Genomic DNA, 22,495 nt, shown 5'->3' on the forward strand with positions numbered 1-22,495 from the left:
ACCGTTCGTGGCACAGTCCCCTGATACGCGCACGCACCGCGGAGAGCGGTCCCATTTGGTGGAAGGCTCCTCCACAAGCGGGACAGGCTCAGTTAAAAGAGAACGATAAGCCGCTTATATCCGGCAGCGTCACTCCAGGACGGCTCGATCTTGTGAAATTTGGTGCTGAGCGAACGTCAAGTTCACAAGGTCTGAAGCAGCAGCAGCGACGGCGAAGAAGGGCCCCGAGGCCACGGCCGAAAGAAACTGGCACGCCTCGATCTTGTGGAACTGCCGTGCGGACCGAGTAGCAAGTCCACAAGATCTGGAGACGCGGCGGCTCGGAAGGGCGGTCTAGGTTTCGATCGAGCGGACCTGGCGCACCGGGGAGAACCACAGCCAGGCCACCGCCAGTAGTTTGCCCAGGCCGCCTAGCAGCAGCGTGGCCTGTAAGCCCAGGAACGACGGCAGCAGGCCGCCGATCAGCGCGCCGATCGGGATCATGCCCCACGTGATCATGGCGAAGGCGGCGGTGATGCGGCCCAGGTATTCGGGGGGCGAGACGGCCTGGCGCAGGCTGGTCTGCTGCACGAAATACATCGGGAAGGACGCGCCTACCAGGAACTGCCCGAGCACCAGCACCGGTACCGCCAGGGCGCCCGTGGTGGTGCCGAGCAGCGTGCCGCCGATCGCGTTCAGCAGGGTCGCGGCGATCAGCGTGGGGCCCAGCGCGTTGCGCCCGACGCGGCCGGACGCCACCGCGCCGACGATCGCGCCGACGCTGCCGACCGCCAGGATCAGGCCGATCGCCAGCGCGCTGTAGTGCAGGGTGCGGGTCATGAAGAGAATCAGGACCGTCTGCTGTACGCCGAAGAAGATGCCCATGATGGTGGAGCCGACCGCGATGGCCCGCAGCAGCGGGTGCGCGACCAGATGTCGCCAGCCCACGAGCAGGTCGGCGAGCAGGGCCCGGCGCGGCGCCGCCACCACCGTCTCCTCCACGCGCACCCGGCTGATCATGAAGGCGGAGAAGAGGAACGACAGCGCGTCGAGCAGGACCACGATCGGCGCGGTCAGCCACTGGATCAGCGCTCCGCCGGCGCTGGGCGCGGCCACCTCGGCGATCGCGCCGGTGGTCTGCAGCTTGCTGTTGCCCTCGACGAGCGCGTCGGGGGTCACCACGGTGGGCAGGAAGGCCTGGTAGGTCACCAGGAACAGGACGTTGAAGGTGCCCGCTACGAGCCCGACCACGACCAGCAGCCCGATGCTGAGCACATGCAGCACCGCGGCCAGCGGCACCACCGCGAGCACGACCGCGCGGGCCAGGTCGGAGACGATCAGAATCGGGCGGCGGCGGAGCCGGTCGGCGAGCATTCCGGCCGGGATGCTGAACAGCAGCAGCGGCGCGGCCGTGGCGGCGCGCAGCAGCCCGACCTGCCAGACCGGGGCGTTCAGCACGAAGATCGCGGTGAGCGGCAGGGCCAGCTGGGTGATCTCGCCGCCGAAGTCGGAAACCGCCTGCCCGGTCCACAGGCGCATGAAGTTGCCGTGCCGCCACAGTCCGCCGGTCTTCGACCCGGCGGTCGCGTCGCTCACGACCCGAAACGCCGGTCGATGGAATCCCGCGACGGCCCGAGCCGCGACACTCGGGTGGCCGGGGTTGCGGTCCCCTCGCGCAGCACCCCGACCAGCTCGGCCGCCAGCCAGTCGAGCGCGTCGGCCGGGAAGCGGTCGGCCTCGCCGCGCAGGGTGAGGGTGAGCCCCTCGGCGCCGTCGTGCAGGAAGACGGCGAGCGACGGGTGGGCGCTGCTGGGCCCGACCGGGGTGGGGCCGACCCGCACGCCGTCGAGGGTCAGGCCGGGCTGGTCGTGGGTGACGTCGAAGAACACGTGGAACTCATCGAACAGCTTGAGCGCGGAGTGCGGGCGCACGTGCCGAGCCACCTCGCTGATCGGTAGCTCCTGGTGCTCCCAGGCGTCCAGGCAGACGTCCCGGACCCGGCCGACCAGCTCGGCGAAGGACGGGTCGCCGCTGACGTCGGTGCGGTAGATGACGCCGTGCGAGAAGCACCCGATGGTGCGCTCGACCGCCTGCCGGGTGCGGTTCGCGAACGGGGTGAGGACCGTGGTCTCGTCCCGCCCGGACAGCCGGGAGGTGAGCAGTTGCAGGGCCGCCAGGGCGTACATGTAAAGGGTGACGTCGAGGTCGGTGAGCCGGCGGCCGACCTCGCGGCTCAGCCCGGCACCCAGCGGCACCTGGGCGAACCGGCCGTCGGGGCCGCGGGCGGGAGTGGACAGCCCGGGTGGCATCGGCTGCTCGATGAGCGGCCGGTCGGCGTCGAGTTTCCGCTCCCAGTAAGCGGTAAGGCGGTCGAGCCGCTCGCCCTGCAGCCGCCCGCGCTGCCAGATCGCCCAGTCGGCCTGCTGGACGGCCGGCGCCGGTGCGGGCCGGTCGCCGGTGCGGGCGCAGGTGTAGAGCATCGACAGCTCCTCGACGATCAGCCGCAGCGAGGTGCCGTCGACCGCCATCCGGTCGGTGAGCAGCATCAGCAGGTGGCGGTCGCCGCTCATCCGGGCCAGGAACGGCTGGAACAGCGCCTCCCGTTCGCGGTCGAGCGGGTGGGCCGAGGCCAGCCCGAACTGCCGCAGCGCCTCCGGCCGTTGCTCTTCCTCGGGCAGTTTGCGCAGGTCGAAGACAGGCAGGTCGAGAGTGGACGGCGGGTGGATGCGCTGGATCGGCCGGCCCTCGACGATCGCGTAGTTGGTGCGCAGCGGCTCGTGCCGGCGCGCCACCTCGGTGAGGGCGGTGCCGAGCGCCGCGGTGTCGAGCTCGCCGTCGAGCGCGAAGCCCAGGGTCAGGTTGTAGAGCGGCGCGGTGACGCCCTGGTCGGCGCGGAACCGCCAGTCCTGGAAGAACGACATCGGCGGGGCGGCGGCGCCGGTGCGCGGCACGAGCGCCGGGCCGTCCGGCTCGGTGACCGTCACCGGGCGGGCCGCCTCGACCGCCGTGGCGAGCGCGCCGACCGTGCGGCAGCGGAGCACGGTCGCGAGGTTGAGCTGGACGCCCAGCCGGGCCCGGATGCGCGAGGCGACCCGGACCGCGCCGACCGAATCGCCGCCCAGACTCGTCCAGCTCACCGTGGTGTCGTCGACGGTGCGGCCGAGAATTTCGCTCCACGTCGCACAGATTGCTTTTTCGATATCTGTCTCCGGAGGCCCGCTCATCTCGGCGGGTCACCACGAAATGCACAATTCTTGATCACAACACAAACACCCCCGTGGGTTGGACCTGTGGGCCACAGTAGCCCCGGCCAGATCGGGCGAACAAGGCTCGCGAGAAATTGATCAATTGACGACCGTGCGCCCCCACCGCGGCCGGCAAAAGCACTACCGTGGCGGGAACAGTCTCGTCGCCTCTCCCAATATCCAAAAGGAGATCGCCGCATGACCACTGCCCGCGAATTGTCTGTGGACTCGCCATTCGAAGCGGCCCGGACGCCGCTGGAGGCGTCCGTCGCGCGAATCCTGGCCGAGGTCCTGGAGATCGACAGGTTCGGCCGCACGGACAGTTTCTACGATTTCGGCGGCACCTCCCTGCAGGCGATTCGCGTCTGCGCCCGGATCGAGGCCGAGACCGGCCGCCGGGTCCAGCCGGGCTGGCTGCTGGAGCACGACGTGCTGGCCGACTTCGCGGCCCGGGTCGAGGCGAGCGATGCCGGCTGAGAGAGCAGCGATGCCGGCTGAGACAGCGATACCGGCCGAGCGAGCGATGCCGGCTGAGACGCTGCACGGCCTGGTCGCCGAGCACGCCGCCGAGCGGCCGGCGGCGACCGCGCTGATCCACGGCGACGAGCGGGTCAGCTACGCCACGCTCGACGCCGCGGCCGACGTGCTCGCCGGTGTGCTGGCCCGCCGCGGGGTCGGGCCGGGCGACATCGTGCCGTTGCTGCTGCCGCGCTCGGCCCACCTGGTGGCGACCGAGCTGGCGGTGCTCAAGCGCGGCGCGGCGTACACCAATCTCAACCCGGCCTGGCCGCCGGCCCGGCGGCAGTCCATTCTCGACCAGATCGGCGCGGCCGGGCCGGCGGAGCTGCCGGCCGAGCCGCTGGCCGACCTCGCCGCCCGGCGCACCACCGCCGGCGCCGACGTGGTCGATCCCGGCCCGGCCGCGGCCGCCACGGTGTTCTTCACCTCCGGCACGACCGGCGGCGCCAAGGGCGTGGTCTCGCCGCACCGGGCGGTGGCCCGGCTGTTCCGGCCCGGCGGATTCCCGGGCTTCGGCCCCGGGCACGCCACGCCGCTGGCCGCGGCGCTGCCCTGGGACATGTACGCGTTCGAGCTGTGGGGCCAGCTCAGCACGGGCGGCACGAGCGTCCTGATCGACGGCGACTTCCTGCTCCCCGGCGCGCTGCGCGACCTGGTGCGGACCGCGGGCGTGGACACCGTCTGGCTGACCACCACGCTGTTCAACCTGTTCGTCGACGAGGCACCGGAGTGCTTCGACGGGGTCCGGCAGATCTACATCGGCGGCGAGCGGGTCTCCCCCGGTCACCTGCGGCGGTTCCTGCGGGCGCACCCGCGGACCCCGGTCTACAACACGCTCGGCCCGGCCGAGAGCTGCATGGTCGCGGTCTGGCACCGGATCCGCCCGGCCGACTGCGACCTGGCCGGCGGCATCCCGATCGGCCGCGCGGCCCCGGGCACGGAGGTGTTCCTGCTGGGTTCCGATCGGGCCCGGTGCGCACCCGGCGAGATCGGCGAGATCTACCTGGGCGGCGACGGTCTCGCGATCGGTTATCTCGGCCGGCCCGAGCAGACCACCGAACGGTTCGTGCCGGTGCCGATCGACGGCCGGCCCCGCCGCCTCTACCGCAGCGGCGACCTCGCGGTCCTCGACGACGAGGGGGTGCTGCACTTCCGCGGTCGCGGCGACCGGCAACTCAAGATCAGCGGCCAGCGGATCGAGCCGGACGAGATCGAGACCGCGGCCCGGGCGGTGCCGGGGGTCCGCGACTGCGTGGTGCTCCCGATCACCGGACCGGACGGCCGGGTCGGGCGACTCTCCCTGTGCTACCTCGCGACGACCGGCGGCGACCGGCCCGACCCGCTCGACGTGCGCGGACACCTCCGCCGTGTCCTGCCCGCCTACCTGGTGCCGACCACGATCTGGGCCGTCGAGCGCTTCCCGATGACCGCCAACGGCAAGCGCGATACCGCCGCCCTGTTGCGCGGCCCGGCGCGGAAGGCGGACCGATGACCTACCCGATGACCTTCGAGCAGGAGGCGATGTGGCTGCAGGAGCAGGCCACCGAGGGCGATTCGGTGCTGCTGGAGGCCTGGGTGCACCGGCTGCGCGGCGCGCTCGACGTGGCCGCCTTGGAGTGGGCGCTCACCGAGGTGGTGCGCCGGCAGCCGACGCTGCGCACCCGGCTGCTGTTCGACGACGACGCCCTGGTCCAGGTGCCGGCCGACGAGCCCGGCCCGGTGCTCGCCCACCGTTCGTGCCGGCCCGACGAGCTGGACGCCGAGTTGCGCCGGGTCGTCCGGACGCAGCTCGACCTGGCCGAGGCGCCGTTCCGGGCCACGCTGTTCGAGTTGGCCGCCGACGACTTCGTGCTCGCCATCGAGTTCCACCACACCGCCGTCGACGACTGGTCCTACCTGGTGCTCAACCGGGAGCTGACCGAGTTCTACCGGGCGCGCGTCGAGGGCCGGGCGCCCGACCTCGCACCACTGACCGGCCACCTGGGCGACTTCGCGGTCCGCCGGCGCGCGGCCGGGCTCGACCCGGCCATGCTGGACCGGTGGCGCGCGACGCTGGCCGGGGTGTCCGAGCGCGACCTGCTGCCGCTCGACCGCCCGCGCCCCGAGGAACCGCGGCAGACCGGTGAGCAGCTCGGGTTCGACGTTCCCGCCGACCTGACCGCCGGGGTGCGCCGGGTCGCTCGCGCCGCGCGGTCCACCCCGTTCACGGTCTACGCCGCCGCCATCTTCGCGACCCTGCACGGTTACACCGGCGAGTCCGATCTGCTGATCGGGGTGCCGGTCTCCCGCCGGGGCGCGGCCGCCCTCGACCCGCTGATCGGCTGCCTCACCGACCAGATGCCGGTCCGCCTGCGCCTGCGCCCGGAGCGGTCGTTCCTGGAACTGGTCGCCACCACCAAACAGGCACTCACCGCGGCGATGGCCGACCGCGACATCCCGTACGCCGCGCTGCTGCGCACGATCGGCCGCAGCTCGTACGATGGCAAGCCGCCGCTGGTCCAGTTCTCCCTGGTCATCGACGACGCGCCGCGGGTGCCGGTCGACCTGCCCGGAATCGAGGCGACCCGGCTGTTCGTCGACCCCGGCACGTCCAAGTTCGACATGGCCCTCTACCTGATCCGCACCGGCGACGACACCCTGCACGGCATCCTCGAATACGCCGACGAGCTGTTCGACCGGTCCACCGCCGCGGGCGTGGCCGGCGACTTCGCCGGGCTGCTGAGCGCGGCCGTGGCCGCGCCGGACACGACCGTGACCGACCTGGCGGGCCGCCGTGAAAGCCGCTGAGATCGCTCAGCTGTTCACCGCCCTCACCCTGATCGTGATCGCCGCCCACCTGCTGCGCGAACTGTTCCGCTGGATGCGGCAGCCGCCGGTGATCGGCGAGATCCTGGCCGGCATCGTGCTCGGCCCGACCCTGCTCGGCTGGCTGATCCCGGGCTTCGGCGACCGGCTGATCCCCGGGCCGGGGATCACCCCCGACGTGCTGGCCGCGCTGTCCCAGCTGGGCCTGATCCTGCTGATGTTCCTGTCCGGCCGGGAGGTGGCCCGGGGCCGGCTGGAGGGGCAGCGCCGCGCCGTCGCCGTCGTGGCGGTCGCCGGCCTGGTGATCCCGGTAGCCGCGGGCATCGGGCTGGGCGGCCTCCTCGACCACGACGGGCTCTCCGGCCCGCGCGGGTCGGCGGTCACGTTCGCCCTGGTCCTGGGCATCGCGGTGGGGGTCGCGAGCATCCCGGTGATCTCCCGGATCATGCTGGACCTGGGCATCCTCGACACCCGGTTCGCGCGGATGGTGCTCGCCGTCGCGGTGCTGGAGGACGTCGTTCTCTATGCGGTGCTCGCGGTGATCCTCGGGCTCGCCCAAGCCGGCACGAAGGACGCGTACGGGCTGCTCAGCGAGTTGGGCGACGGACCCGCGGCGGTCACCGCGACGGCGTACGTGTTGGTCAATGTCTTGTATTTCGGGGTTTTTCTGGCCCTGGGCGGTTGGTTGTTCCGGGTGCTCGCGGCCAGCCGGGTCAACGTGCTGGAACGCCGCGACCCGACCGCGTTCCGGGTCACTTTCCTGCTGCTCATGGTGCTCGGGGCTACCGTCATCGGGGTCGACCCGATCTTCGGGGCGCTGCTGGCCGGGATCAGCGTGGCCCGCGGCGGATCCGGCGACGATGCCCGCGAGGGGCCGGCCTGGGACGCGATCCAGCGGGTCGCCACCTCGCTGTTCATCCCGATCTACTTCGTGTCGGTCGGTCTCAAGCTCGACCTCGTGCGCCACTTCGACGTGTGGTTCTTCGTCTGGTTCCTGGCCTTCGCGTGCGTCGTCAAGGGTGGCAGCGTCTGGCTCGGCGCGCGATTGTCCGGGCACAGCCGGTCGGCGGCCACCGACCTGGCCGCCGCCCTCAACGCCCGCGGCGGGCCCGGCATCGTGCTGGCCTCGGTCACCTACGCGGCCGGGGTGATCACCGAGGACCTCTACACCGTACTGGTGATGCTGTCGATCGTGACCTCGCAGGCGGCCGGCGCCTGGCTGGAGCACCGCTTCGGCCGGCCGGCGGAGGCCGAGCCGGCCGAGAGCGTCACCGGCCGATCGACGCGGTGACCGCCAGCGCGACGCCGCGGTCGGCGAGGAAGTCGGCCCGCTCGACGTCCATCCGCACCCGGCGGCCGGGCATCGGGGTGTCGCCGTCGAAGTGCGCCGACACCAGCGTGAGCGTGCGCTCCTCGTCGGTCAGCGGCGGCCAGGCGGTGCCGCCCGCGACCGCGAGGTACCGCAGGTAGTCGGCGAAGCGCTCAGCCAGATCGTCGGCCAGATCGTCGTCCACCTCGAGAATCGGCGCGACCCGGCGGACGATCCCCGCGTACTCCGCCGAGAGGTGGTCGGCCAGGGCCGGCAGGTCGGCCTCGTCCGCGTCGGGCTCGACGGCGGGCTCGCCCGCGGCCCGCAGCAGCCCCGACGCGGCCTTTCCGAACTCGGCGCGCAGCAGCGCGGCGTCGGCCCGGCTGGGATCGAGCAGAACCAGGGCGGGCGCCGGGGCGACACTCCCGATCTCGTACGCAAGCCAGGCGGCCACCGTCGCCCCCGCGCAGAACCCGAGCACCGCCGCGACCCGGCCGTCGCCCGCGTCAGCCCCGGCGAGCCACTCGGTGAGGGCATCGTCGACGGCGGAGCGCCGCGGGGCCTCGGTGGCCAGCACGGTCAGGTCGCCGGGCAGGTGCGGGACCATGTCGGGAAAGCCGGCGTCGTGCCGCCCCGGCTCGAAGTCGACCGCGAGAACCGAGGGCCCGCCGGGCGTGCCTTCGTGGAGGCTGGACCAACTGGTCATCCGTCGTCCCCCTTCGACCCACCCACCCTACTCAGGTCTGCTACGCATGAGCAGTTGACGGAACCGTTCATATCGAAGATCGTGGATGGCTCACGGCTCGGTGCATGGTGACGCCGGGCCACCCACGATCGAGGTACCGATGACCGGGTTCTCGCTCTTCCCGCAGGCGCGTCTCCGGCGGCTGATCGCCGCCGGAGCAGGCGTACTGCTCGTTCTGCTCGGTGCTGGGCTCACGATGCCCGGCAGCGCCGTCGCGGCCGTCCCGAGCACCACCGACCTGGCTTACTACGACGTCACGTCGCCGTCCACCGGCACCGGCGGCCTCGCCGCCGACCTGGCCCAGCGCGGCTACGACGTCCTGGAAGGCCCGCTGACCACGGCCGTGCCGATCCTGGCGACCGAGGCCGACGCCCAGCGGCTGCGGCACCGCGGGCTGACCGTGCGCTACGCCGGCCCGCTCTACCAGCCCGTGCCGGAGTCGTTCGTGGCGGCGGCGGATACCTACTACGGCGGCTATCACACCGCGGCCGGGCACGAGGTGCACAACCAGAGCGTCGCCACGGCCCACCCCGACCTGGCGGTCCTGCGCACCATCGGCCAGTCCTGGCTGAAGACCCAGAGCCGCGGCGGCCACGACGTCCAGGCACTGTGCATCACCAAGATCGTGTCCGGTGACTGCGCGCTGACCACCACCGGATCGAAGCCGAAGTTCACCCTGATGGCGCAGATGCACGCCCGGGAACTCTCCACCGGTGAGCTCGCCTACAAGTGGATCGACTATCTGGTGAACAACTACGGCACCAACACCGCCGTGACGAACCTGATGAACACCACCGAGCTGTGGGTCATCCCGATCGCCAACCCGGACGGTGTCGACATCGTCTCGTCGAACTCGACCCGGCCGGTCTCGCAGCGCAAGAACGCCCACGACAACGGGTGCTCGGGCACCGGACTCGGGGTCGACCTCAACCGCAACTCGAGCTACCACTGGGACGTCAACCAGGGCACCAAGTGCAGCGAGACCTACCCCGGCACCGGTGCGGCCAGCGAGCCGGAGACCCAGGGCATCCAGGGCTTCCTGAGCAAGATCTACCGCGACACCAAGCCCAGCGCCGACTTCTCGCCGGCCACCACCGCGACCACCGGCACGTTCCTCACCCTGCACAGTTACGCCGCGCTCGACATCTATCCGTACGGCTGGACCAACGCGCTCGCGCCGAACAACACCGATCTCAAGGCGATCGCCACGGCCATGGCGAAGTCCAACAAGTACGACGTGGTGCACGGTGACGGCGGCCTGAACTACTTCGCGCCGGGTGCGACCGACGACTGGATCTACGGCACGCTGGGCGTTCCCGGCTACACCATCGAGGTCGGCCCGAACGCGTCCGGATGCAGTGGCTTCTTCCCGGCGTACTCCTGCATGACCTCGTTCTGGAATTTGAATCTGCCCGCCTTCATGACGCTGGCCACCGCGGCCGCGCGTCCCTACCCGACCGGCAGCTGACCAGGCAACGCCCGATCAAGCGTCCCGCTGCACCGCCAGGAAGCTGGCGGTCTGGCCGGCCTTGGCCAGGGCGGCGGTACGTGTACGTTCCGGCGAGCTCGGCGACCTCCATGACGGGTTCTCCTGTTCCGGTCAGACGGCGATGACGAGCGCGGCGAGAAGCAGGGCGGTGGCGCTCGCATGGGTCAGGCGGGTGCCCTTAACCAGTGATTCCTCGGCCACCGCGATGGCCGTCAGGAGGATCATCAGGGGCAGGTGGAGGTGGGCGGTGACGGTCATCGGCAGCATCAGGGCCCAGCACGCGCCGACACTCGCTCCGCCGTGGCGAAGACCGGCGAGCAGGCACGCCCGGTCGGCCCGCCACCCATCCGGCGGCAGCGGCGGGGTGCGGTGGCCGGCCCGTACCCATCGGCGTTTGTAGGGGGTGAGTTCCCAGAGCGCCGCCGTCAGCAAGGCGGCGACCAGCGGCCCGTCCGCGTGCGCCGGCACCTGCGACCACCGTACGCAAGCAAGAAGGACCGTCCCGTAGAGCGCCCAGACCGCGAGGTAGGCGGCGGCGAAGCCGGCGGCGGCCCGCCCGCGCCGGGCCCACTTGCCGCTCATCGCGACCCGGCGGACGGCCGGCAGGGCCGGCGGCAGCATCATCGCCGCCGCCATCACCGCCCAGCCGGCGCCGCCGTGGCCGGGCGCCACGATCGTGAGCGTCCAGGCCGCCGCGGCCACTACCGCAACCGTCCACTCGGGGTGGTACCACCGCGCCCGGCGGAGTCGGCCGGGAAGGGTGGTGGCCGAGGCCGCCGTCACTGGCGTCACTGATAGAAGAGGCTGACGCGGCCGAGCGTGATCGGCGTGCTCGCCGCCGGCGGCGGGTCGGCCGGTCCGGCCTCCGGCGGAGGCAGCACCCCCAGCGGTACGAACGTCACGGTGACCTCGTCCTCGTTCCACCGGCCGTCGGCGCGCAGTCGCGTGTACAGGTCGGTGATGTCGAAGGCCTCCCGGAACTCGCTGTGGCCGCCCGGGTGGTCGTGGTCCAGGTCCTGGGAGAGCTCGATGCCGAAGAAGGTGATGTTGCCGACGTAGTGCGCGTCGTTCTCCGGGTCGAGATCGGTGTCGGGCACGTTCAGGTAGACCGCGTAGGACAGGTCCGGTACGCCGGCCGCCCGGATGTCCTCGACGTTCAGGTAGACGTGGCTGGGTTCCGCCGCCGCCGCCCGCAGCGGCCCGGCCGGTGGGCTGAGCGGGAACCGCGTGCTGGTGATGTCACCGGTGAGCCGGGTGGCGTCGCCGGTGGCGCCGACCAGTTCGGGTGGGTGTCCGGGGCTTGACTGCACGGTGATCGCCTCCAGCGGGCCGGCCGGTGCTGACACGTCCTCGTACTCGTAATTCAGGTCGAGCGTCTCGACGACCTCGCGCACGGTCTGGTGGACCTCGTTGCCGTCCGCGTCGTGGAAGAAGAACGTGTCGGTGTCGAGCCAGTCGGCGCCGGTCGGGTTCTCCCCCTTGAACTGGGTCCGCCACGTCTCCCACAGGCGGTCGATGTTGGCGTGGTGCAGCCAGAAGATGGGGTCGAGGGCGGCCTGGTTCTGCCGTCCCATCAGACCACCGACGGCGACGTGCACCCCGCCGTGCGGGGACGACTCCAGGGCGCCCTGGCTGCCGCTGAAGTCGTGGTGCAGGCCGACCGACGGCCCGCCGAAGCCGGGCGGGATGCCGGGCATCGGCGGCCGGGAGAAATCGGTCTCGCTCAGTGCGCGCTGGGTCGAGGTGCTTCGCGGGTCGATGCGGCCGCCCCTGCTGAGGCTGACGTTGCGGCCGGGCACGAAAAGCGCGTTGCCGCTGTTGCCGGGGATCCGGAACGGTTCCGGCAGGACATCCCGGAACGGCAGGGCTCCGGGCTGCAGCACGGTGCCGGCCGGGCGGTTGTCGGTGTAGTTCCAGTACGGGAGGGCCCAGGTCGCCTTCGTCTCGTCGTCGACGGCGGCGGAGTCCTGGATGAACTTCCGGGCGATCTGTTCGAACCAGTACAGGTACATGCGGTGCCAGGGCAGGAAGTACCAGGTGAAGTGCTGGCACTGGTTCAGGAAGCGGTCCTCGACCGCGCCGCCGTGGACAGCGCACTGGTAGACGAGGCTGCGCGGGTCGTCGCGGGGCAAGGCCTTCATCGCGGCGATCGCGACGGCGTACGCCCGGGTCACCGGGTGACCGGCCTGCTGCTGTTCGAGTTTCACGATGTCATGGCGGACAAAGGTGGGCATGGTGACGCCTCCCGATCAGAGGGGATGGTCGACAATGCGGAGGAACCGGGCCTGCGCGGCGTCCGGTCCCGCGTGCTCGTGGAGATAGTTGGCGAGGTCGAGGGCGTCGCCGCCGAGGCCGCTGCCCGGCCGCAGGATGAGCCGCCCGGGTTCGGGCCGCTCGACCGAGATGCTCTCCGGGTAATCCGCCACCGCCGACTCGACGGTGGCCGCCCTGCCGGGGTCGGCCGACTCGACCCGGACCTCGGGAAGGACGACGAGCAGCGTGTCGCCGTGCCGCAGGACGGGCTGCTCGGCCCCGGCGGCTCGCAGCCGCTCGTGCAACTCCGGGGACAGATCGGCGGCCGGGACCAGGACCATTCCGGCGCCGGCCGGCGTCCCGGCCGGGGCGCCGTCCCAGAGCCGGGCACGCCGCGCCACGGCGACGTCCACCGCGACCAGCGCGGTGTCGTCGAGCGGCACCCTCCGCTGCCGGGCCCAGTAATAGGCCATGCGGATCATCCCCGCCGGGCCGCACGCAGCGCACGGAACACGTTCAGCCGGCCGAAGCCGACCGCCGGGTCCCATCCGGAGGGACCCATGCTGTCGGCCGTGCCGGTCAGCGTGGTCCGGACCGCCGCCTCGGTCAGCTCCGGGGCGACCGACAGCACCATGGCCGCCGCCGCGGCGACGAACGGCGTGGCCGCCGAGGTGCCGTTGAACCGGCCGGTCGAGAGTCCCGGCGACGATCCGGCCGGGCCGGCCACGTCGGTGGTGCGGATCCGCACACCGGGAGCCATCAGGTCGAGGCCCGGACCGGAGTTGCTGCCCCAGTTCGTCTCGCCGTCCCGCGAGCTGCGCGTCTTGCGCTCGTCCCACTGGTTCGAGGCGCCGACGGTCAGCACGTCCGCGGCGTCGCCCGGGTAGAGGACCGACGAGGCCTGGCTGTTGCCGGCGGCCGCCACGACGACCGATCCCAGGCCACCGCGGCCCCTGGTGCGGGCCCGGTCGAAGGCCAGCAGGACCAGGTCGCTCGGCGGTCCGCCGCCCCACGAGTTGGACAGGACGGCCGACCCGGCGGTGTCCCAGCACCAGTCGACGGCGTCCGCGACCGCGAAGTCGTCGGCCAGCCACCCGGCCGGCGACCGCCCGCCGATCCGACACACCACCAGGGACACGTCCGGTGCGAGCCCGCGCAGGTCGTCGTCCCGGCTGCAGATGATCCCGGCGCAGGCCGTGCCGTGGGCGTCGTTGCCCCGCGGCGCCGCCACGTCGTCGGCATCGCGGAAGTCGCGCTCGGCCACGACCCCGGATTTCAGGTAGGGGTGGGCGGTGTCGACGCCGTCGTCGAGCACCGCGACCCGGACGTCCGGGTCGCCCCTCGTGATCGTCCACGCCGCCCGGGCCGCGACGTCGGCGCCGATCACGCCGGGCCGGCCGAGGTTGTCGAGCGCCCACTGGCCGTCCGCCTCCCCCTCGGTCGACTCGGCCGCCTCGACCGGCTCGGGTTCGGGCTCGGCCATCAGCCGGAGGAAGTTCGGCTGGGCCGACCCGACCGTGCCCCGCTCGAATATCGCGACGGCGGCCCGGGCGACCAGCCGGACCGGATCACCGGCGTCCAGCGGCGCGCTCAGGAGCACCTTGCCGTGGCTGCCCTCGGCCACCGGCGTCATGCCGAACCGGCGGCGCAACCAGACGATCTCCTCGGCGGGCGCGTCGCTGACGGACAACGTGCCGGTGGCGATGACCGACGTTTCCCCGGCCTCCGCCCGCACCATCCGGATCGGATCATCATCGCGCAGCGAACGCCGCCCGGAGACCGCGAGCGGGCCGGCTTCGAGCGCGACGCGACGCTTCCGGCCACCGGCGTAGTACTCGATCCGCATGCCACCTCCCGGGTGGTGCATTCTTTGCCGGTTTAGCACGCCCTCCGGTCGGCAGAAACCACTGCGCGGCTATTTCTGGCGCGCGTCATCCAGACAGCTGATGCGCATGTCGGGATCGTCCACGTCGGCTTCCATGAAACGTTCTTGGACAGATTCGGCGATCAATCCGCGAGCAGTTCCGCGAACTCGGCCGGGTCGATGATCGGGATGCCGAGCTTGGCGGCTTTTGTTGCCTTGGCCGTCGTCGTCTCGGACGTGACGAGGGCCGTGGTGTTCGCCGAGACGCTGCCGCTAGCCCGGCCGCCCAACTCCTCGATGCGCTCGCTCACCGTGGTGCGCGTGTAGCCGGGGACGCTGCCGCTGACCACGTACGTCTTGCCGTCCAGCGGCTTGTCGCCGGTGGTCTCCGGAACGCTCATGGTGACGCCGGCCGCGGCGAGCCGGTCGATCACGCCGGCCATGGCGGCGAGGCCGTCGACGACGTGCTGCGCCTTGATCAGGCCCATCTTGTCGATCTCGGCGATCTCCTCGACCGTGGCGGCGCGCAACGCGTCCATGGTCTTGAAGCGGGCGGCGAGCCAGCGGCCCACACTCCGGCCGGTCATCCGGATGCCGAGGCCGGTGATGACCCGGTTGAACGGCTGGGTCTTGCTGTGCTCCAGCGACGCGACGACCTTGGCCGCGTTGAGCTTCCCGAGCAGGACGACGCCGCCGGCCTTGGTGTTGCCGACCGGCAGCTCGGCCAGCTGTTCCGCGGTGAGCGAATAAAGATCGGCCACGTCGTTGGCCAGGCCCGCGTTGACCAGGGCGACGCAGAGCGCCTCGCCCGCGCCCTCGACGTCCATCGCCTCGCGGCTGCACCAGTACTCGAGCGCGTTGGTGGCGCTGCACGACGCGGTGTGGCAGCGCCAGAGCAGGCTGGACTTGTCCCACGGCTCGCCGCACTGCGGGCAGGTCTCGGGCGCCGTCCACGGGGTGAGGCCGTGCGGCTGCTCGCCGATCGGCGCGGTGACCCGCGGAATGACGTCACCGGCCCGCCACACGGCGACGGTCTGGCCGATGGCGAGCCCCTGGTCCTCGACGAACTTGGGGTTGTGCAGCGTCGCGTAGGTGATCGTGGTGCCGTCGACGAAGACCGGGTCGAGCACCGCGCGCAACGTGATGCGGCCGGTGCGCCCGACCCGGACCTCGATGTCGCGCAGCACCGTCGACCCGGTGTCGGCGGGGTATTTGAACGCGGCGGCCCAGTGCGGCGTGCGGCTGCCGGAGCCGAGCCGCCGGCGCGTCGACTCCAGGTCGGCGGTGAGCACCGCGCCGTCGATCGGGAACTCCAGGTCGCGGCGCAACTCGCCGATGCGGGCGATGGCGGCGAGCGCCGTCTCGGCGTCGGCGGCGACCTGGATCTCGCCGGCGGCGAGCCGACCGGCCACCGGGAACCCGAGCTCGGCCGCGCGGGCCATCCGCTCGCGGTGGGCGGTGAACTCGCCGGAGATGTCGTACGCCGCGAAGGTCATCGGCGTCTCGTAGGTGCGGTCGACGCTGCGGATCGACCCGGCGACCGCGCCGCGCGAGTTGATGAAGGCCTTGCCACCGGCGGCGACCCGGTTGGCCCCGGCCGCCTCGAAGTCGGCGACGGTCATGTAGACCTCGCCGCGAACCTCACCCGTCCACGGGGTGCCGAGCCGGGCGGGCAGGCCGGCGATGCCCCGCAGCACCTGGGCGGTGACGTTCTCCCCGGTGCTGCCGTCGCCCCGCAACGCGGCCAGGACGAGCCGGCCCGACACGTATTCCACCCGGATCGCGAGCCCGTCCAGCTTGACCTCGACCAGGCAGGGGTCGCCGCCGAGACTCGTCACGAACGCCCGGACCTCGTCCTGGCCGGTGACCTTGCCGAGCGACATCATCGGCACCGGGTGCCGCACGTCGCCGCCGCCGGACACCCCCGCCGCGACCCGGGTGGTGACCCCCCGGTCGTCCCACTCCGGGTGCACCCGCTTCGCCTCGGCGATGCGGTCGAGCAGCACGTCGTAGTCGGCGTCGGTCATCAGCACGTCGCCGGTGTCGTAATACGACTTCGCGGCGGCCTGCGCCTGGTCGACGGCGGCGGCGAAACCGGTCTCGGTGAGGGCGGCGTCGGTCATGCCCACAACCTACGGCCCCGGTACGACAATTCGTGGTCATCGCCCGGGGCAGGTCGGCAGGGTGCTGGTCGCCGGCAGGTAGGCGGCGCGTTCGGCGGGCGTCAGATTGCGGTTCGCGGTGCCGCAGGCGTGCGCGATCAGCGACTCGGGGGTCAGATCCCAGGCGAGCAGGCGATCGCTGGAGGCGGTGAAGAGCTGCTGGGGCGCCCGGGGGCCGGCGAACGTGACGGCCTCGATGGCGGAGTCGTCCATCGTCGCCCGGGTGCCGAGCCGGCGTCCGGTGGCGATCTCCCAGAGCTGGACACCGGCCTCGGTGCCGACGGCAAGGATGGTGCCGTCCCCGCTCACCGCGATGTAGCCGGTCGAGTCGGGCACGATGATCGTCGACACCAGCCGGTCCAGCAGGCCTTCCCAGAGCTGCACCCGCCCGCCCCGGAAGCCGGCGTAGACGCGGGGGCGGGTCGGATCGGCCGCGATGCTGAAGACGTCCTCGGACAGGCCGGGCTCGATCGAGCGTTCGGCCCCGGTCCGGCGATCCCAGGCGTGCAGGAGGCCGTCGCTCTCGGCGGTGAACACCTTGGATCCGTCACCGGACAGGGTCATGGAAAAGGAAAACGTGGCGTCGACCGACGCGGACGGGTCGGAGATGTCGATCCCGGCTCGTATCACCTGTCGTACGCGGCGCTGTGTGTCCCAGACAAGGACACCACCGTTCAGGTCTCCCGCCACGATCGCGAGGCCATCCGGTGCGGTCGCGAGGCTCTCCACACCGTCGGTTCCGAGGTCGAGTCTTTCGTACCGGCCCGTGCCGAGATCCCAGCGGACCATCAGGCCGTCGCTGTCACCGGAGGTGAGGAAGCGGCCGTCCGGTGAGACGCTCAGTGCATCGACAAAGTTGCGATGGGGTGAGGGCAGCGAGCGGGGCTTGCCGTCCGACCACACCGTCACCGTTCCGGCGCCGCATTCGAAGCCCTGCTCGTCCAGATCCTCGAAGGCGGCGGGCGAGCATCCGGTCGCCGCGACGACCCGCCCGTCGCTCGACGCCGCGATGGCCCGCAGGTGCGAGACGGCACCCGGCATCCGCCGGGCCAGCGGCGGGTCTCCGGTGCCCGACCAAAGGGTGATCGTGCCGTCCTCGCTACCGACGGCCACCGTCCGGCCGGTCGGATCGAACGTGATGCTCCGCGAACGGCCGTTCTGTCCCGGGAACACCCGTGGCGAACCCAACTGGTAAAGGGCGGCGTCCCGACCGGCGGTCGCCGCGACGGAACGTCCGTCCGGGCTGAAGACGACCGCTGCCGTGGCGGTCAGGTATTCGCGCGTCTCGGCGTCCAGCACCTTCTCGCCGGGCGCGACGGCGGAGATCTTGTGCTGCTTGCGATCCCACAGCCAGAGGCTGTTGACCGAGTCGCGGATGGCGAGTCTGGTGCCGGTCCGGTCGAAGGCGAGCCCGTTCGAAGCACCCCGCACCGACTGGATGTCCTCCCGGCGGCGGCGCTCCCGGTCGTACCCTCGGACATGCCCGTCGATGTCGCCCGCCGCCAGGTATCGGCCGTCGGGGGTCACCGCCAGGCCGTGGATGCCGTTGTCACCCAGCGCGGTCGACGTGCTCGACCCCGTCCTGACGTTCCACTCCCGGAGCGAGCCGGACGCTCCTCCGCTGAAGAGAACGTCGTCGCCAGGACCGAAAACGAGCGCCCTCGCCCCCTCGTCGTCGCCGGTGAAGCCGCGTTCCGGGCCGCCGTTCACCGGGAGGATCCGCACCTGGGCGGTGTCCGTCTCGTCGGCGGCCAGCAGCGTGCCGTCATTGCTGAAGGCGACCACCTCGGCCGCCTCCCTCAGCTGCGCGAGGCGACGGCCGCGGCCGCTCCGGACGTCCCACGACATGACCACGCCGTCGGCGTCGGCCGAGAGCAGCGTGGCCGGGCCGGTGAAGTGCAGAGCGAGGACCGCGGACCGGTGACCGTGCAGGTAGGAAGCCAGCTGGGGTTCGTTCATCGACACCGACACCAGGCCGTCCACCGCCTGCAGGGTGGGCTCGGTGCGGTAGGCCTCGGCACTCAGCAGCAACGCCAGGTCGAGGTCGGTGCCGGCCAGGCTCTTGGCGTCGGCGGCCAGCTGGCGGGAGACGGCCACCCGCGCCTCGCGGACGGCCCGGTCGGCCTCCTGCCGGGCGCGCCGTCCGTTGGCGTAGGCCGCCACGCCCAGTGTCGACGCGACCACGGCCAGGATCGTCAGCCCGGCCAGCACGGTCGCCCGGATCCGGGCGAAGCGACGGAACTGCCGGATGTCCTCGCTCTCCAGATCCTCCGTTGGCTTGCCGTGCAGCGGTGCGGCCAGCGAGGCGATCGCCAGGCGGAAACGGCCGTTGCGCAGGTTGAGGTCGGTCTCGCTGCGCGCCCACCGCAGGTCCAGGTAGCGGGGCTCGGTTACGAAGGCGCCACGCAGCGCCGGCGGCATCGCCGAGGACTCGCCGAAGTCGGCCGCCGACTCGTCCCAGCGCCACTCGCCCTCGGTCAGCACCGGCAGGATCCGCCGCGGGTCCTTCGTCGCCCGCCAGTGGGCGATCTCCTTGTTGACCCACTGCGAGCGGGCGGCCGCCGGCGAGACGAGCAGGATGAAGTACGCGGACTGGTCGAGCGCGTCCTGGATGGCGGGCCAGAGCGCGGCGTTGACCGCCAGCCCGGTGTCGTCCCGGAAGATCCACAGGGCCCGCCGCCCGTACCAGGGCCTGGCGAGCTGCTGGAGCCCGCGCTGCACGGCGGGCGCCATCCGCCCGTCGGCCGACTGGCTGTACGAGATGAACGCGTCGTATCTCTCCGCCATCGCCACCATGCTCCCGCCCCGACGGCCTCCACCGCGATCACCCGGAGGGGTGGCGTACCTTCCCGGCCCGGTCGTAGACCTCCTCCAGGCGGCGCCGGAAAACCTCCGGGGTGTACGCCGCCACGGCCGCCCGCCCCTCCTCCGTCACCCGGGCCCGCAAGGCATCGTCGTCCAGCATCCGCAGCAGCGCGGCCGCGAACGCGTCCGGCGTCGGCTCGCAGGTGAACCGGCCGGCCCCGGCGGCACCGGGCCGGGCGGCGAGGCCCGGATCGGCGACCACCACCGGCAGGCCGGCCGCCTCCGCCTCGGCCAGCACCAGGCTCTGGGTGTCGGTGGTGGAGGCGAACGCGAGCACGTCGGCGGCCCGGTAGAAGCCGGGGACCTGGTCGTGCGGGACGGGTGGGTGGATCCGGACGTACCCGGCGAGGCCGAGCTCGGCGATCCGGCGGATCAGGTGGCGGCGCTGCTGCACGACCCCGAGCAGGACCAGCCGGGCGTCCGGGCGGGCCGTGCGCACCTGGGCGAATGCCCGCAGCAGCAGTTCCGGGTTCTTCTCGGCGGTGGCCCGGCCGACCGACAGCACCACGTTCCCGCCGGTGCGCGACGGGGCGGGCGCGGCGGCGGGGACGGGGGTGGGCAGCACGCAGATCTCGGCGGCCGGCTCGAACTCGGCGAAACCCGCCGCCGTCTTCTCCGACGGCGCGATGGCCACCGCCATCCGCGCGAACATGCCCTTGCCCAGCTCGATCAGCCGGCCGCGGCGAACCGCACCGGGCCGGGTCAGCTCCAGGAACTCACGCGGCGACCAGCCCAGCTTCAACTGGAGGGCGCACCAGGCGGCTCCGATCGGGACCTCGACCCACATGTCGGCGTACGCCACCACGTCGGTGTGCCAGGTCGCCACGAGCGGCACCGCCCAGTCTGCGGCCGCCCGGAACCCGGTCATCCCGATCGGGCCGGTGCTGTGCACGTGGACCACGTCGGCCAGCCGGGGTGTGAACGGCAGCCCGACCCGGACCTGGCGGAACGGCACCGGCACCGAGCGCACGTCGGGGCCCAGCAGCGGGCCGGGGCGGTACAGGTCGACCTCGTGCCCGGCCGCGCGCAGCAGCCGCACGGTCATCTCCACCGACCGGGCGACACCGTCCGGCCGGCCGGGCTGGCTGTCGCAGAAGTGGGCGATCCTCACAGCGCCTTCGCGATCGAGGCCCGCGCCGCGTCCCGGAGGGCGTACGCGTCGGGGAAATCACCCGGCGCGAGCGGTGGCAGCACCTCGATCCGCGCCCGGATGTGTTCCCGCAGGATGAGGCCCTTTCGGGGCAGGGCCGCCCGGGTGCCGTGCACCGCGATCGGGAAGATCGGCACGTCGTGCCGGACCGCCAGGTCGAACGCGCCGTCCTTGAACGGCTGCAACTCGCCGTCCGAGGTGCGCCGGCCCTCCGGGAACATCATCAGCGGCGATCCGGCGGCGAGCAGCCGGTCGCAGCGGTCCATCATCCGCCGCACCGACGCCCCGCTGCCCCGGACCACCGGCACGTACCCGTTGAGCCGCATGTTCCAGCCGATCACCGGCACCCGGAAGATCTCCTGTTTGGAGACCCATTTGAACGGCCGGAACAGCGCGAACAGCACCAGGATGTCGATCAGCGAGGCGTGGTTGGCGACCAGCACCGCGGCGCCGCGCCAGGGCAACCGGTCGCGGCCGGTGATCCGCAGCCGCCACAGCGGATTGACGTAGACGTAGAACGCCGCCCAGGCCGACGAGTAGAGGTGCAGCACCACCCGGCGGCGGTCGAACGGCAGTGTCACCAGCCACACCAGCACCGCACCGGCGAAGAACACCGGGCAGGTCAGCACGATGAACGCCCAGAACGCCACCGAGAACACCCTCAGCATGGCGACTCCTAAGCTTGACGGATGAACGGGGCGACGCGTCTGCTGCCGGCCTTCGGTGTGCTCGCCGCGGTTCAGATGATCGTAGCGAGCACAGTGGACGGTCTGACCCGGCCCGGCTACGACCAGGCGCGCAACTGGATCAGCCAGCTGTCGCTCGGGCCGGGCGGCTGGCACGGCACCGTCAACCTGGCCACCTGCGGCCTCTGGCTGATCCTCGCCGCGCTCGGGCTGCACCGGCGGGCGGCCGTCCTGGTTTTCTGGTGCGGGCTCTGCCTCGTGGCCCTGGCCGTCATCCGGACCGACGCCGGGCTGGGCTTCCCGCCGGGCGTGCCGACCGAGCACACCACCCGCGGGCTGATCCATCAGCTGATCGCCATCACGCTGGGCATCGCCGGGATCGGGGCGGTGGCCCGGATCGGGCCGCGACGGGTGGCGTGGCCGCTCGCGGCGGTCATGACGGTGACGTTCGTGGCGGCCAGCGTGCTGGTGGTGCTCGACGCCGGCGGGGTGCTCCCGGACAACCCGAGCGGGCTGCTCGAACGGGTCGCGTTGTTCGCCGGGCTGGGCTGGATCGGCTGGTTCAGCGGCCGGGCAGCATGGGATTCTTTCGGCCGCCGCCACCGCGCAGGGTCGCCCACCGGCGGGGCTGGGCCAGGGCGTACACCAGGCGCAGCGATGGAAACAGCAGAAGCTGGACGCGGCCGGTGAGCCAGGCCCGGGCGTACGCGTGCCGGCGTGGCCGGCCGGGATGCCGCCGGTAGGTCTGCTCGGTCATCAGGACGTACGCGCGGTAGTCGCCGAACCGGTTGGCGATCCGCCGGGCCGACGTGCCCGCGCGCATCCCGGCCGCGAACACCGCCGCCGACCCTTCACCGTGCAGGTGGATGCCGAGGTCGATGTCCTCGTGCACGCCCGCGTCGGTGCACAGGGCCGGCCGGACCCGCCGCCACGCCGACCCGCGGATCGCCATGTTGGCGCCGAGCAGCCAGTCGAGCCGCCCGCCGCCCCACACCCGCCGGAAGAGCGCGTCGCCGCCGTCGATCAGCCGGGCCAGCGCCACGTCGTAGTACCCCACCGGGCCGGTCGCGGCCTGCACCACCGGGTCCTCGAACGTCTCCCGCACCCCTCGCGACCAGCCCGGCGCGAGCCGGGTGTCGGCGTCGATCCGGCCGATCACGTCACCGCTCGCCGCGTCCAGACCCCGGTTCCGCGCGTGCTGGACACCCCGCCGGGACTCGTGCAGCAGCGTCACCCGGTCCGCGTAGTCGTCCAGCACCCGGAGGGTGCCGTCGCCGGAGCCGTTGTCGACCACGATGACCTCGTGCACCGGCTCGTCCTGGCCGAACACCGCGTCGAGACAGGGCCGGATGAACTGTTCCTCGTTGTAGACCGGTACCACGACGGAGATCAGCACGGCCCCATCATCCCGGCATGTCAGCTTG

The 22,495-nt window shown here is 72.2% G+C and carries 17 protein-coding genes and 1 pseudogene; 6 read left to right on the forward strand and 12 right to left on the reverse strand.

Annotation, left to right across the window (positions count from 1 at the left end):
- Positions 1–333 precede the first annotated feature (333 nt).
- Positions 334–1,575, reverse strand: coding sequence for an MFS transporter (locus Ato02nite_RS18090; RefSeq protein WP_213007725.1), 1,242 nt, complete (start codon positions 1,573–1,575; stop codon positions 334–336).
- Positions 1,572–3,203 (reverse strand): condensation domain-containing protein, encoded by a 1,632-nt coding sequence (locus tag Ato02nite_RS18095; RefSeq protein ID WP_213007726.1) that lies wholly within the window; start codon positions 3,201–3,203, stop codon positions 1,572–1,574. The genes Ato02nite_RS18090 and Ato02nite_RS18095 overlap by 4 nt, the downstream gene beginning before the upstream one ends.
- Positions 3,204–3,422: 219 nt before the next feature.
- Here Ato02nite_RS18095 and Ato02nite_RS18100 point away from each other — a divergent pair, with 219 nt between their 5' ends.
- Genes Ato02nite_RS18100 through Ato02nite_RS18115 form a run of 4 tightly spaced genes read left to right on the forward strand, consistent with a single transcriptional unit; the run spans position 3,423 to position 7,839 of the window.
- Positions 3,423–3,701, forward strand: a complete 279-nt coding sequence (locus tag Ato02nite_RS18100; RefSeq protein WP_213007727.1) for a phosphopantetheine-binding protein — start codon at positions 3,423–3,425, stop codon at positions 3,699–3,701.
- A gap of 46 nt (positions 3,702–3,747) precedes the next feature.
- Positions 3,748–5,235 carry an AMP-binding protein gene (locus Ato02nite_RS18105; protein ID WP_213007728.1) on the forward strand — a complete coding sequence of 496 codons (1,488 nt, stop codon included), beginning with the start codon at positions 3,748–3,750 and terminating at the stop codon, positions 5,233–5,235.
- Complete coding sequence (locus Ato02nite_RS18110) at positions 5,232–6,530, forward strand: condensation domain-containing protein (protein WP_213007729.1); 1,299 nt, start codon at positions 5,232–5,234, stop codon at positions 6,528–6,530. Before Ato02nite_RS18105 ends, Ato02nite_RS18110 begins: the two co-directional genes overlap by 4 nt.
- Positions 6,517–7,839 carry a cation:proton antiporter gene (locus Ato02nite_RS18115; protein ID WP_213007730.1) on the forward strand — a complete coding sequence of 441 codons (1,323 nt, stop codon included), beginning with the start codon at positions 6,517–6,519 and terminating at the stop codon, positions 7,837–7,839. The genes Ato02nite_RS18110 and Ato02nite_RS18115 overlap by 14 nt, the downstream gene beginning before the upstream one ends.
- Here the strand turns inward: Ato02nite_RS18115 and Ato02nite_RS18120 are convergent.
- Positions 7,817–8,563: a hypothetical protein gene (locus Ato02nite_RS18120; RefSeq protein WP_213007731.1), complete on the reverse strand. Its 747-nt coding sequence runs from the start codon at positions 8,561–8,563 to the stop codon at positions 7,817–7,819. The two genes, Ato02nite_RS18115 and Ato02nite_RS18120, sit on opposite strands and share 23 nt — an antisense overlap.
- Positions 8,564–8,702: 139 nt before the next feature.
- Between Ato02nite_RS18120 and Ato02nite_RS18125 the strand changes: the two genes are divergently transcribed.
- Complete coding sequence (locus Ato02nite_RS18125) at positions 8,703–10,070, forward strand: M14 family zinc carboxypeptidase (protein ID WP_213007732.1); 1,368 nt, start codon at positions 8,703–8,705, stop codon at positions 10,068–10,070.
- Between the two features lie 132 nt (positions 10,071–10,202).
- Here the strand turns inward: Ato02nite_RS18125 and Ato02nite_RS18130 are convergent, their stop codons facing one another.
- The 8 genes from Ato02nite_RS18130 to Ato02nite_RS18165 all read right to left on the reverse strand — a co-directional run bounded on the left by Ato02nite_RS18130 (position 10,203) and on the right by Ato02nite_RS18165 (position 21,053).
- A complete protein-coding gene (locus Ato02nite_RS18130; RefSeq protein WP_213007733.1) occupies positions 10,203–10,883 on the reverse strand; it encodes a copper chaperone in 681 nt (226 codons plus the stop codon).
- Positions 10,880–12,325 (reverse strand): tyrosinase family protein, encoded by a 1,446-nt coding sequence (locus tag Ato02nite_RS18135; protein ID WP_213007734.1) that lies wholly within the window; start codon positions 12,323–12,325, stop codon positions 10,880–10,882. Before Ato02nite_RS18135 ends, Ato02nite_RS18130 begins: the two co-directional genes overlap by 4 nt.
- Before the next feature lie 15 nt (positions 12,326–12,340).
- Positions 12,341–12,817: a hypothetical protein gene (locus tag Ato02nite_RS18140; protein ID WP_213007735.1), complete on the reverse strand. Its 477-nt coding sequence runs from the start codon at positions 12,815–12,817 to the stop codon at positions 12,341–12,343.
- Positions 12,818–12,822: 5 nt separating this feature from the next.
- Positions 12,823–14,190 carry a S8 family serine peptidase gene (locus tag Ato02nite_RS18145; protein WP_213007736.1) on the reverse strand — a complete coding sequence of 456 codons (1,368 nt, stop codon included), beginning with the start codon at positions 14,188–14,190 and terminating at the stop codon, positions 12,823–12,825.
- 161 nt (positions 14,191–14,351) lie between these two features.
- The gene (gene ligA, locus Ato02nite_RS18150) at positions 14,352–16,331 is read right to left on the reverse strand and encodes an NAD-dependent DNA ligase LigA (protein ID WP_213007737.1); all 1,980 of its coding nucleotides are present in this window, start codon (positions 16,329–16,331) and stop codon (positions 14,352–14,354) included.
- 36 nt (positions 16,332–16,367) lie between these two features.
- Positions 16,368–19,157 carry a TIR domain-containing protein gene (locus Ato02nite_RS18155; RefSeq protein ID WP_213007738.1) on the reverse strand — a complete coding sequence of 930 codons (2,790 nt, stop codon included), beginning with the start codon at positions 19,155–19,157 and terminating at the stop codon, positions 16,368–16,370.
- 37 nt (positions 19,158–19,194) lie between these two features.
- Positions 19,195–20,346, reverse strand: a complete 1,152-nt coding sequence (locus tag Ato02nite_RS18160) for a glycosyltransferase (protein ID WP_213007739.1) — start codon at positions 20,344–20,346, stop codon at positions 19,195–19,197.
- Positions 20,343–21,053, reverse strand: a complete 711-nt coding sequence (locus Ato02nite_RS18165) for a lysophospholipid acyltransferase family protein (RefSeq protein WP_213007740.1) — start codon at positions 21,051–21,053, stop codon at positions 20,343–20,345. Before Ato02nite_RS18165 ends, Ato02nite_RS18160 begins: the two co-directional genes overlap by 4 nt.
- A 21-nt stretch (positions 21,054–21,074) precedes the next feature.
- On the opposite strand from Ato02nite_RS18165, the gene Ato02nite_RS51650 reads away from it, so the two are divergent.
- Positions 21,075–21,761 carry a DUF998 domain-containing protein gene (locus tag Ato02nite_RS51650; protein WP_246607152.1) on the forward strand — a complete coding sequence of 229 codons (687 nt, stop codon included), beginning with the start codon at positions 21,075–21,077 and terminating at the stop codon, positions 21,759–21,761.
- Positions 21,762–21,777: 16 nt separating this feature from the next.
- Here Ato02nite_RS51650 and Ato02nite_RS18170 read toward each other — a convergent pair.
- A pseudogene (locus Ato02nite_RS18170) lies at positions 21,778–22,467 on the reverse strand (glycosyltransferase family 2 protein); the annotation flags it as partial.
- Between the last annotated feature and the right edge of the window lie 28 nt (positions 22,468–22,495).

The sequence above is a fragment of the Paractinoplanes toevensis genome (assembly GCF_018332695.1).
GTDB lineage: Bacteria > Actinomycetota > Actinomycetes > Mycobacteriales > Micromonosporaceae > Actinoplanes > Actinoplanes toevensis.